Origin of the sequence: Citrobacter sp. wls829 (assembly GCF_005280825.1) — a bacterium.
Classification (GTDB): domain Bacteria; phylum Pseudomonadota; class Gammaproteobacteria; order Enterobacterales; family Enterobacteriaceae; genus Citrobacter; species Citrobacter gillenii.
The window spans coordinates 1-12,835 of the sequence record NZ_SZWP01000107.1 but is presented as its reverse complement, the minus strand read 5'-3'; the positions used below and the strand labels follow the sequence as shown (position 1 = coordinate 12,835).

Here is a 12,835-nt window from a genome sequence, read left to right as displayed (position 1 = left end):
GTACATGGTACTGATGATCGTCAGCGGTCGTTCAGGGTCAGGCAAATCTGTTGCCCTGCGAGCGCTGGAAGATATGGGTTTTTACTGCGTGGATAACCTTCCCGTAGTGCTGTTGCCCGATCTGGCCCGCACCCTGGCCGATAGCCAAATTTCTGCGGCCGTCAGCATTGATGTGCGCAATATGCCTGAGTCACCAGAAATTTTCGAGCAGGCAATGAATAACCTGCCTGAAGGTTTCTCGCCGCAGCTGCTGTTCCTCGATGCTGACCGTAACACGCTGATCCGTCGCTACAGTGATACCCGTCGACTGCACCCACTCTCCAGCAAAAATCTGTCACTGGAAAGTGCTATCGATAAGGAAAGTGACTTACTGGAGCCACTGCGTTCTCGCGCGGATCTGATCGTCGATACCTCTGAAATGTCCGTGCACGAGCTGGCAGAAATGTTGCGTACCCGACTGCTGGGCAAACGTGAACGTGAACTGACCATGGTATTCGAGTCCTTTGGCTTCAAGCACGGCATCCCGATTGATGCGGATTACGTCTTTGACGTGCGCTTCCTGCCAAACCCACACTGGGATCCTAAACTGCGTCCGATGACCGGTCTGGACAGGCCCGTTGCCGCGTTTCTCGACCGCCACACAGAAGTACACAATTTTATCTACCAGACTCGCAGCTATCTTGAGCTATGGTTACCCATGCTGGAGACTAACAACCGCAGCTACCTCACCGTAGCCATCGGCTGTACCGGCGGGAAACACCGATCGGTGTATATTGCAGAGCAACTGGCTGACTACTTCCGCTCTCGCGGTAAAAACGTGCAGTCACGCCATCGCACGCTGGAAAAACGCAAATCATGACCGTAAAACAGACTGTCGAAATCACCAATAAGCTGGGCATGCACGCCCGGCCTGCGATGAAGCTGTTTGAATTAATGCAGGGTTTTGAGGCGGAAGTGCTGTTGCGTAACGATGAAGGTACAGAGGCGGAGGCGAACAGCGTCATCGCCCTGCTGATGCTGGATTCCGCCAAAGGTCGCCAGATAGAGGTTGAAGCCTCTGGCCCACAGGAAGTAGAAGCCCTGGCGGCGGTGATTGCGCTGTTTAATTCGGGGTTTGACGAGGATTAGTCAGTACAGAGCTACCATTTCAGCACGTAGCGAGTAGGTCGGATAAGGCGTTTACGCCGCATCCGGCAATGTCGTTGTGTCGTATTCTGCCTGATGCGCTGCGCTTATCAGGCCTACAAAAACAGCGTCAGCATCAACTAATACAGCTTATTTTCCCGCATAAACGACTCACCGCCTAACTGGCGCATTTGCCTCATGATCCATGCCTGGCGGTTACGTACATAACCTGACGGGGCATTCGCCTTAAAACGCAGAGGATTTGGCAGCACCGCCGCAAGCAGCGCTGCTTCAGACTGACTCAGGCGGCTGGCCGGTTTATGGAAATAATGTTGTGCTGCCGCTTCTACGCCGAATACACCGTCGCCAAACTCGGCGATATTCAGATAAACCGTCAGAATACGTTTCTTACTCCACACTGTTTCCATACCCAGTGTGAGTCCGGCCTCAAGACCTTTACGCACCCAACTGCGTCCATCCCACAGAAAGAGATTTTTTGCTGTCTGCTGCGAGAGCGTCGATGCTCCACGAATGCGGCTTTCATTGCGCTCATTATGCGCCAGCGCCTTTTCTATCGCAGAGACATCAAATCCCCAGTGCTGCGGAAATTTTTGGTCTTCTGCGGCAATAACCGCCAGCCCCATCCACGGTGAGATCTCATCCATACTGACCCAGTCAGAATGCGCCACATAGCCGAAATCACCGTGCAACCAGGCGCTAATTTGTCGTTCAGCCATCACCGCTGAAAAGGGCACGGGCAGCACGCTGAAGAGGGCGATGCCCCCGCCCCAGAACACGGCGAGGACAATGACCGCCCGCAGAAAGAGTCGCCGCAAACTGGCGGTCCCCCCTTTTTTCATTCAGTCAGCACCAGCACACGCGAGACCAGCTTGTCGATACCGCTCGCCGCCTGGGCAATATCCTGTGCCAGCATATAAGCCGGCGTGGTGACGATTTTGTGGTCTTCATCAACCACAATATCATCGACCGGACACGGCACATGCTCTGCCCCCATATCCTCCAGCACTTCCGCAGTATCGATATCGGTGCCAATCGTCAGACGCAGCGGAAAATCGAATATTTTAGGCAGCATCGCTGGGGCAATACACATGAACCCCAACGGCTTACCGGATTGATGCATGGCGACTGCCAGCGCGGCTAAGTCGCTATCCACCCGGCATTCGCTTCCCTGGCTGGCGAAATTGCTCAGGTTCTTCGCTGCACCGAATCCACCAGGGACAATCAGCGCATCCAGTTCAGCAGAGACCGCCTGGGCAAGCGGGCGAATATCACCACGGGTTATACGTGCAGCCTCAATCAGGACATTGCGGGTCTCCTGCATGGGTTCGCCCGTCAGATGATTAATCACATCTGCTTGTTGTTTATCCGGCGCAAAGCAGATGGCCTGAGCCCCGTTGCGGGCAATAGCCAGCAGCGTTAACACGGCTTCATGGATCTCCGAGCCGTCATACACGCCGCATCCACCGAGCACTACGCCAATTTTCTTCATCGTGAGACTCCTTTCGCAACTGGCTGTAGCATATTAATAATTCTTATTAAAATGCTACGCTTCACACATTTAACTGATTCATGTAACAAATTATTTAAGATTTGCTATCTTAACTGCGTGCGGCCTGAAAATTAGGGCTGCGCCCTTGTAAACAATGATAATAATTTACGGCGCAGCCACGATTTCCCTGGTGTTGGCGCAGTATTCGCGCACCCCGGCTAAGCCGGGGTCATTTTTTTTCAACACTCGCCACCCAGGCTCTTAATACAGCCACGTCGTGCTGCCACTCCTGCTTCATCTCTTCAATCCATTCCCCCACGTTGTCCTCCCAGGCAGGAAGGTCCGGGGATTGAATTTGCTGACCCAGCTGCTGCAGATGGCGCAGTCCCACTGACCCCGCGGCACCTTTGATTTTATGGCCTTCCTCAACAACGCCTTTTTTATCACGCGCGGTCAGGTTGGACTCCAGCACACTTAAATAACCCGGCATCATCTTCTCAAATACCGCCAATCCATCGGTAATTAACTTCGGTCCCACCAGCTCGAGGTATTGTTCCAACATGGGAATATCTAACAGCGCTTGCGATTTACTGCTTTCTTCAGATGTCACAGTGCTCTCCTCTTTGTTTCGGGTATCCCAGTATTTTTTAATCATGGCGGTTAACGCCGGTACCGACAGCGGCTTGCTCAGCACGTCATCCATACCCGCTTCCAGATATTCTTTTTTGTCTTTCAGAACGTTAGCGGTGAGCGCCACCAGCGGCGGCAGATCTTCCCGCGCGTACTTTTGCGTTAACTCTCTGGAGATATCCAGACCCGTCATATCCGGCAACTGAATATCCAACAGCACCAGGTCGTACTCACCCGGTTTGAACATTTCCAGCGCGGCTTTCCCGGTCATGGCGACGTCCACGCTGTTACCCAGTTTTTCCAGCACCGAACGGGCGACAATCACGTTCAGTTCAATGTCCTCAACCAGCAGCACATTCAGGGCAGGCAACGGCATGTCGTCTTCTTCGAAGGCGTCTTCAATCTCTTCCGCAACGGCTGGGGCATGAACGGTAAGGGTAAAGACGGAACCTTTCCCCGGCTGGCTGGAAACCGTAATATCGCCGCCCATGTTTTTCGCCAGACGACGAGACACTGCCAGACCAATCCCGGTCCCAGTGGCCGGTTTACCGCCATTGCTGTCCTTCACCTGATAATACATGGCGAAGATTTTATCCTGCTCATCCTGCGGAATACCGATACCAGAATCTTCCACTTCAAAATGCAGCATGTTGCCTTTGTCATAGCGCGCCCGCACGGTGACCTGCCCTTTCTGGGTAAACTTCACGGCGTTGCTGATCAGATTCCACAGGATTTGACGCAGACGCGTCCCGTCGGTAATGACCTTATGCGGCAGCGGCAATGTCGGATCAAGTACAAAACGCAGCCCTTTTTGCTGCGCCTGCAGGCCGGAGAGGTTTTCCAGATCTGCCATAAAGCTGGTGAAATCTATCGGCTGGTTATCGAGCTGAACTTTACGCCGCTCCATCTTATCCATGTCGATAATATCGTTGAAAATATTCCCAAGCGTAACGGCAGAAACATGGATAGTTTTCAGGTATTTTTCCTGCTCAGCGGTCAGATCCGTATCCAGCAGTATCCGACTTAAACCGACAATACCGTTCAGCGGCGTACGCAGTTCGTGGCTGATGGTGGAAATAAAGGTCGTCTTGTCACGGCTGGCACGTTCAAGTGCATCCTGGTAGCGCTTGCGCTCGGTAATATCGCGGCCAAAGCCCATCAGGCCGTGTCGTTTACCGACGCGGTCGTAATAAGGCACTTTACGAATTTCAAAGCAGGCTTTACGTCCGTCCGGGTAATCCAGCCATTGTTCATAGGTCAACGAGACATTATGGCGGAACACTTTCTCGTCGGTTTCGATCACTTTCTCAGCCGCTTCTGGCGAGTAAACTTCAATCGGTTTTAAATTCACCAGTTGCTTTTCGCTCTTGCCTGTCAGCAATTCCATGGCGCGGTTACAGCCGGAGAACTCTTTATCTTCATTGCGATAAAAAACCAGATCCGGTGAAGCATCGAGAAAAGAACGCAGAAAAGAGGATTGTTGTTCCAGTTGGATCTGCGCTTCTTCACGCTCTTTAATTTCAACTTTGAGTTGTTCAAACGTTTCCTGGCGCTCCGCTTCCGCCTTTTCACGTTCGACAATCTCCTGGTTAAGCTGCGCAATATTGTCCTTTAACTGCACGTTAAGCTTGAGATCGCGTTCGCGCATCTCTTCCAGCTTCTGCACCAGTCGTGACAGCCGTTGCCGGGACTCCTCCAGTTGCTCCACGACCACTGACAGGAAATAGACCGCCCAGGGGGTAATTAACAGGCCAAAAAAGATGGAACGTATTACATCAATACTTTCTACCTGGCCATGCAGCACCATGGTGACGGCCATTTGCACCACTATGGCCAACACCACCAGAGCCAGCGCCAATAGCAGCGAAAAGCGCACCAGACCTAATTTCATCATCAGGTCGACATAATACTGCGCCAGCATTCGAATTTGCTTCATAGAGGGTTCCTTCACGACAACTTGGCACAATAATACTCAATTCTCGGCGTGACGTTTGAGATTGTGCAATAAATGCGGAGGCTATCGGTGAAATGACTGAGGAGAGGTCATCGTAGACCTGATAAGCGAAGCGCCATCAGGCAAGCAGGCGCAGATTGCCGGAGGTCGGCTTTGCCTTATCCGGCCTACAGAGGGTTAGCTCCCCGGCTGAGCCCACGGCGTTCCAAGAGCGGAGCCTTGTACACCATGCTCATTGAGATAACGGTCCAGTTCGACCATCCCGGTCCAGCGATTTTCACACCACAGCGGCGCCAGTAACGTCGGGCGACGGGCGCTGGCAGAAATACGATGATAAATAACCTCTGGCGGCGTATGGCGAATCATCTCGCCCGCCGTCACGGTGTAATCGGCCAGCTCAATACCGCTCAGACGCCCTGCTTCCCAGGCCTTCGCCATAATGCTGCCCTTCACGATATGCAGCGGATGCAGCTTAATGCCATCAACGCCAGTCTCCACCACGCGCGCCAGCGTTTGCAGACATTCCGCTTGCCCTTCTCCCGGCAGGCCGACAATCAGATGTGAGCACACTTTCAACCCACGCTCACGCGCCAACTGCGTGGTGCGTTGATAGCAGGCAAAGTCATGCCCACGGTTAATACGGTGCAGCGTTTTATCATGGGCCGTTTGCAGCCCCAGTTCCAACCACACCTCGTAGCCCTGATCTTTATATTCGCACAGCAGATCGAGCACCGCCTCTGGCACGCAGTCAGGGCGTGTCCCGACGCACAGCCCGACAATATTGGCCTGAGTGACCGCCTGCTGGTACATCGAACGCAGCACCTGCACTTCGGCAAACGTGCTGGTATAAGCCTGAAAATAGGCCAGGTAGCGCTTGGCGCGATTCACCAGTTGAGCCTGATGTTCGAGCTGCTCAGCAATCGAATGATGCTGCTGTGCCTCATCGGCAAAGGAGGCGACATTACAGAAGGTGCACCCGCCACGTCCAATGGTGCCATCGCGATTTGGGCAGCTAAACCCGCCGTGCAGCGTGAGTTTATGAACCTTTTGCCCATAACGACGAGAAAGATCCCCACCAAACATATTGACTAATTTCTGTAACTGCATAATCTGATAGACCGCGCCTTGAAAAGAGGCCAAAGCCTGCCATTTTTAGCCCCCGTCGGCGATGACCTGGATCAATCGCCCCGGCGTGCTTTTATTCATTGCATATTCAAGCAAAATAAATGAAATTTCATTCAATCAAAATGTGATTACTTTTCCTTATATCCGATGATTTTTTTTATCTTCCGACGGCCAACGGATAAAAACAGTATCTTTAAGACGCGTAAACTCTATAAACCAGCATAAAATACCAAACATCGCGATAAACAAAGGGAGGACAAGCGATAACGGACCTTTCTGACAGTGAGACAGATCACACTTCCCTCGCCATCCACTGTGCGTTAAATCAATGTAAAAATGCCATTAATTTCAATATATTCATATCGTTAATCGACCTATAGCACATTTTTGCATAAATAAGATTGCCATTTGACCTGTGTGTGGATTCCCGATAACGTGGAAATCCGCTGGAAGCTTTCTGGATGAGCAGCCTGCTCATCATATTTATGCAGTAATTGAGATTCCCTCTGAAGCAAGTCCTCAAACTTGTTTGACCTATGCGAAAAGGATTAAAGAGGGCGAATGCGAGGTGAGCGTATAACGCGCAACCCCCGTCGCCATGCTCTTGGTGTGCCTGTGCGCAAACGGTATCGGAGAGGCGTCCCGCAGAGCCTGGGGAGGTTCACTGATATGTTGTACGATAAATCCCTTGAGAAGGATAACTGTGGTTTCGGCCTGATCGCCCACATAGAAGGCGAACCTAGCCACAAGGTAGTGCGTACCGCCATACACGCACTGGCCCGTATGCAGCACCGTGGAGCCATCCTCGCGGACGGTAAAACCGGCGACGGCTGTGGCCTGTTATTACAAAAACCCGATCGCTTTTTCCGCATTGTTGCGCAAGAGCGCGGCTGGCGTTTAGCCAAAAACTACGCGGTCGGCATGATCTTTTTAAATAAAGACGCTGAACTGGCGGCGGCGTCTCGTCGCATCGTTGAAGAAGAGTTACAGCAGGAAACCCTGTCGATTGTGGGCTGGCGCGACGTGCCGACCAACGACGGTGTTCTCGGTGAAATTGCCCTCTCCTCCCTGCCCCGTATTGAGCAAATTTTTGTTAACGCCCCTGCGGGCTGGCGTCCACGCGATATGGAGCGCCGTCTGTTCATCGCGCGTCGCCGCATCGAAAAACGTTTACAGGACGATAAAGACTTCTACGTCTGTAGCTTGTCCAATCTGGTCAATATCTATAAAGGTCTGTGTATGCCGGCGGATCTGCCGCGCTTTTACCTAGACCTCGCGGACCTGCGTCTGGAATCGGCCATCTGCCTGTTCCACCAGCGCTTTTCCACCAACACCGTACCGCGCTGGCCGCTGGCCCAACCGTTCCGCTACCTGGCGCACAACGGCGAAATCAATACCATTACCGGTAACCGCCAGTGGGCGCGCGCCCGTACTTATAAGTTCCAGACCCCGCTGATCCCGGATCTCCACGATGCCGCGCCGTTCGTCAACGAAACTGGCTCCGACTCCAGCTCAATGGATAACATGCTCGAACTGTTGCTGGCAGGCGGGATGGACATCATCCGCGCGATGCGCCTGCTGGTGCCACCGGCCTGGCAGAACAACCCGGATATGGACCCGGAGCTGCGCGCATTCTTCGACTTTAACTCCATGCACATGGAGCCGTGGGACGGCCCGGCAGGCATTGTCATGTCTGACGGTCGCTTTGCCGCCTGTAACCTTGACCGTAACGGCCTGCGCCCGGCGCGCTACGTCATCACCAAAGACAAGCTCATCACCTGCGCCTCCGAAGTGGGTATCTGGGATTATCAGCCCGATGAAGTCGTCGAGAAAGGCCGCGTCGGTCCCGGCGAACTGATGGTGATCGACACCCGCTCGGGTCGCATTCTGCACTCGGCGGAAACCGATGATGACCTGAAAAGTCGCCATCCGTACAAAGAGTGGATGGAAAAGAACGTCCGCCGTCTGGTACCGTTTGAAGACCTGGCTGACGATCAAGTCGGCAGCCGTGAGCTGGACGACGACACCCTTGCCAGCTACCAAAAACAGTTTAACTACAGCGCCGAAGAACTGGATTCCGTGATTCGCGTGTTGGGTGAAAACGGCCAGGAAGCGGTCGGTTCAATGGGCGATGACACCCCGTTTGCCGTGCTTTCCAGCCAGCCGCGTATCATTTATGACTACTTCCGTCAGCAGTTCGCGCAGGTGACCAACCCGCCTATCGATCCGCTGCGTGAAGCGCACGTGATGTCGCTGGCCACCAGCATTGGTCGTGAGATGAACGTCTTCTGTGAAGCCGAAGGCCAGGCGCATCGCCTGAGCTTTAAATCGCCGATCTTGCTGTACTCTGATTTCACCCAGCTCACCACCATGAAAGAGGAACATTATCGCGCTGACCGGCTCGATATCACCTTCGACGTGAGTGAAACCACGCTGGAAGAGACCGTCAAGGCGCTGTGCGATAAAGCCGAACAGATGGTGCGTAACGGCACGGTATTGCTGGTGCTCTCTGACCGTAACATCACCAAAAATCGCCTGCCGGTCCCGGCACCGATGGCGGTCGGTGCGGTGCAAACGCGTCTGGTGGAACAAAACCTGCGCTGCGACGCTAACATCATCGTCGAAACCGCCAGTACCCGCGATCCACATCACTTCGCGGTACTCCTCGGCTTTGGTGCCACAGCCATCTATCCGTATCTGGCCTATGAAACGCTGGGGCGTCTGATTGACACTCACGCTATTGCCAAAGATTACCGGACCGTGATGCTGAACTACCGTAATGGCATCAACAAAGGTCTGTACAAAATCATGTCCAAAATGGGCATTTCGACCATTGCCTCCTACCGCTGTTCGAAGCTGTTTGAAGCCGTCGGCCTGCATGATGACGTGGTGGCATTGTGCTTCCAGGGCGTGGTCAGTCGCATCAGCGGCGCAGGCTTTGCCGACTTCCAGCAGGATCTGCTGAACCTCTCCAAACATGCCTGGCTGGCGCGCAAACCGATTAGCCAGGGCGGCCTGCTGAAGTACGTTCACGGTGGCGAATACCACGCCTACAACCCGGACGTGGTACGCACCCTGCAACAGGCAGTACAAAGCGGCGAATACAGCGACTACCAGCAATACGCGAAGTTGGTTAACGAGCGTCCGGCAGCAACGCTGCGCGATCTGCTGGCTATCGCACCTGGCAATGAAGCAGTAAGTATTGACGACGTCGAACCCGCAACCGAGTTGTTTAAACGTTTTGATACCGCAGCCATGTCCATCGGCGCGTTAAGCCCGGAAGCGCACGAAGCGCTGGCCGAAGCGATGAACAGCATCGGCGGTAATTCCAACTCCGGCGAAGGCGGTGAGGACCCCGCACGCTATGGCACCAACAAGGTGTCGCGCATCAAGCAGGTGGCTTCCGGTCGCTTCGGTGTAACCCCGGCGTATCTGGTCAACGCTGACGTCATTCAGATTAAGGTCGCACAGGGCGCGAAGCCCGGCGAAGGTGGTCAGTTACCGGGAGATAAAGTTACTCCGTACATCGCCAAACTGCGTTATTCGGTGCCGGGCGTGACGCTGATTTCCCCGCCGCCACACCACGATATCTACTCTATCGAGGACCTGGCGCAGCTGATTTTCGACTTAAAACAGGTTAACCCGAAGGCGATGATCTCTGTGAAGCTGGTTTCCGAACCGGGCGTCGGCACCATCGCCACCGGCGTGGCAAAAGCCTACGCGGATCTGATAACCATTGCCGGTTACGACGGCGGCACCGGTGCCAGCCCGCTCTCTTCGGTGAAATACGCAGGTTGTCCGTGGGAACTGGGGCTGGTAGAAACTCAGCAGGCACTGGTGGCTAACGGTCTGCGCCATAAGATCCGTTTACAAGTTGATGGCGGTCTGAAAACCGGCGTCGACATCATCAAAGCAGCCATTCTCGGCGCGGAAAGCTTCGGCTTTGGTACCGGCCCGATGGTCGCGCTGGGCTGTAAATACCTGCGTATTTGCCACCTGAACAACTGTGCAACCGGTGTAGCAACCCAGGACGAAAAACTGCGTAAGAACCACTACCACGGTCTGCCGTTCAAAGTGACCAACTACTTTGAGTTTGTCGCCCGTGAAACCCGCGAGCTGATGGCATCGCTTGGCGTAACACGCCTGGTGGATCTGATTGGCCGTACCGACCTGCTCAAAGAGCTGGACGGGTATACTGCCAAGCAGCAGAAACTGGAGCTGTCTCATCTGCTGGAAACCGCACAACCTCACCCAGGCAAAGCGGTGTACTGTACTGAGAACAACCCACCGTTCGACAACGGCGTGCTCAACGCGCAGTTGCTGCAACATGCCAAACCATTTGTTGATGAGCGCCAGAGTAAAACTTTCTGGTTCGACATCCGCAACACCGACCGTTCTGTCGGCGCATCACTGTCGGGCTATATCGCTCAGACGCACGGCGATCAGGGGCTGGCTTCCGACCCGATCAAGGCGCATTTCAGCGGTACCGCAGGCCAGAGCTTTGGCGTGTGGAATGCGGGCGGCGTGGAACTGTATCTGACCGGCGATGCCAACGACTATGTCGGTAAAGGCATGGCGGGCGGCCTGTTGGCGGTACGTCCTCCGGTCGGTTCTGCTTTCCGCAGCCATGAAGCGAGCATCATCGGCAACACCTGCCTGTACGGCGCAACCGGCGGTCGTCTGTTTGCCGCAGGCCGCGCGGGTGAACGCTTTGGGGTACGTAACTCAGGTGCCATCACTGTGGTCGAAGGCATCGGTGACAACGGCTGTGAATACATGACCGGCGGCATCGTCTGTATTCTCGGTAAAACGGGCGTCAACTTCGGCGCAGGCATGACGGGCGGGTTCGCCTACGTGCTGGACGAAGACGGCGAATTCCGCAAACGCGTGAATCCAGAGCTGGTCGAAGTCCTGAGCGTGGACTCGCTGGCTATCCACGAAGAGCATTTGCGTGGACTGATCACCGAGCATGTACAGCATACCGGTTCGTCACGCGGAGAAGAGATCCTGGCCAACTGGCCGGCATTCTCGGCGAAATTCGCGCTGGTTAAACCGAAGTCCAGTGATGTGAAAGCACTGTTGGGTCACCGTAGTCGTAGCGCAGCTGAGCTGCGCGTGCAGGCGCAGTAAGGGGTAGCAGCAATGAGCCAGAACGTATACCAATTTATCGACCTGCAGCGCGTTGATCCGCCGAAGAAACCGCTGAAGATCCGCAAGATCGAGTTTATCGAAATCTACGAGCCGTTTTCCGAAGGCCAGGCTAAGGCGCAGGCAGACCGCTGCCTGTCCTGCGGCAACCCGTACTGCGAGTGGAAATGCCCGGTGCACAACTACATCCCGAACTGGCTGAAGCTGGCTAACGAAGGACGTATTTTTGAAGCAGCCGAGCTGTCACACCAGACCAACACGCTGCCGGAAGTCTGCGGTCGTGTGTGTCCGCAGGACCGTTTGTGTGAGGGTTCTTGCACGCTGAACGATGAGTTCGGCGCGGTAACCATCGGCAACATTGAGCGCTATATCAACGATAAAGCGTTTGAAATGGGCTGGCGCCCGGATATGACCGGCGTACGCCAGACCGATAAACGCGTCGCCATTATCGGTGCCGGTCCGGCAGGGCTGGCCTGTGCCGACGTACTCACCCGTAACGGCGTAAAGGCGGTGGTGTTTGACCGTCATCCGGAGATTGGCGGCCTGCTAACCTTCGGTATTCCAGCCTTCAAGCTGGAAAAAGAGGTGATGACCCGTCGTCGTGAAATCTTCACCGGTATGGGCATTGAGTTCAAACTCAATGTAGAAGTGGGTCGTGACGTGCAGCTCGACGATCTACTGAAAGATTATGACGCTGTGTTTCTCGGCGTCGGAACCTATCAGTCGATGCGCGGTGGGCTGGAAAACGAAGATGCCGATGGCGTATTCGATGCCCTGCCGTTCCTGATTGCCAATACCAAGCAGTTGATGGGCTTTGGCGAAAGCAGCAACGAGCCGTACATCAGTATGGAAGGCAAACGCGTTGTGGTACTGGGCGGCGGTGATACTGCGATGGACTGCGTACGTACTTCCGTTCGTCAGAACGCCTCACACGTGATTTGCGCCTATCGTCGCGACGAAGAAAACATGCCTGGCTCGAAACGCGAAGTAAAAAACGCGCGTGAAGAAGGTGTAGAATTCCAGTTCAACGTGCAGCCGCTGGGCGTGGAAATTAACGCCAACGGCAAAGTGTGCGGTGTAAAAATGGCGCATACTGAAATGGGTGCACCGGACGCACAAGGCCGCCGCCGTGCGGAGATCGTGCCCGGTTCTGAACACGTGGTACCCGCCGATGCCGTGGTGATGGCATTCGGTTTCCGTCCGCACAGCATGGAATGGCTGGCAAAGCACAGCGTCGAGCTGGATTCACAGGGCCGCATTATCGCCCCGGAACGCAGCGACAACGCGTTCCAGACCAGCAACCCGAAAATCTTCGCCGGTGGCGACATCGTGCGCGGTTCGGA

Annotated in this window: 8 protein-coding genes; 4 read left to right on the top strand and 4 right to left on the bottom strand. The window is 54.5% G+C overall.

What is annotated here, in order from left to right; genetic code table 11:
• Positions 1-4: 4 nt before the first annotated feature.
• A complete protein-coding gene (gene rapZ / locus FDW88_RS21820; protein ID WP_096755499.1) occupies positions 5-859 on the top strand; it encodes an RNase adapter RapZ in 855 nt (284 codons plus the stop codon).
• A complete protein-coding gene (gene npr / locus FDW88_RS21815; RefSeq protein WP_096755498.1) occupies positions 856-1,128 on the top strand; it encodes a PTS phosphocarrier protein NPr in 273 nt (90 codons plus the stop codon). Before rapZ ends, npr begins: the two co-directional genes overlap by 4 nt.
• 137 nt (positions 1,129-1,265) lie before the next feature.
• Here the strand turns inward: npr and mtgA are convergent, their stop codons facing one another.
• The 4 genes from mtgA to FDW88_RS21795 all read right to left on the bottom strand — a co-directional run bounded on the left by mtgA (position 1,266) and on the right by FDW88_RS21795 (position 6,326).
• Entirely contained in the window at positions 1,266-1,985 is a 720-nt protein-coding gene (mtgA, locus tag FDW88_RS21810; RefSeq protein WP_137363352.1) for a monofunctional biosynthetic peptidoglycan transglycosylase, read from the bottom strand.
• On the bottom strand, positions 1,982-2,635 hold the full coding sequence (gene elbB, locus FDW88_RS21805; RefSeq protein WP_117342736.1) for an isoprenoid biosynthesis glyoxalase ElbB: 654 nt from the start codon (positions 2,633-2,635) through the stop codon (positions 1,982-1,984). Before elbB ends, mtgA begins: the two co-directional genes overlap by 4 nt.
• Positions 2,636-2,864: 229 nt before the next feature.
• The gene (gene arcB, locus FDW88_RS21800; protein WP_117342737.1) at positions 2,865-5,201 is read right to left on the bottom strand and encodes an aerobic respiration two-component sensor histidine kinase ArcB; all 2,337 of its coding nucleotides are present in this window, start codon (positions 5,199-5,201) and stop codon (positions 2,865-2,867) included.
• Positions 5,202-5,396: 195 nt separating this feature from the next.
• A complete protein-coding gene (locus tag FDW88_RS21795; RefSeq protein WP_115257371.1) occupies positions 5,397-6,326 on the bottom strand; it encodes a TIGR01212 family radical SAM protein in 930 nt (309 codons plus the stop codon).
• Between the two features lie 687 nt (positions 6,327-7,013).
• Between FDW88_RS21795 and gltB the strand changes: the two genes are divergently transcribed.
• A complete protein-coding gene (gene gltB, locus FDW88_RS21790) occupies positions 7,014-11,474 on the top strand; it encodes a glutamate synthase large subunit (RefSeq protein ID WP_137363351.1) in 4,461 nt (1,486 codons plus the stop codon).
• Between the two features lie 12 nt (positions 11,475-11,486).
• A partial coding sequence (locus FDW88_RS21785) for a glutamate synthase small subunit (RefSeq protein ID WP_137363350.1) occupies positions 11,487-12,835 on the top strand: 1,349 nt, incomplete at its 3' end.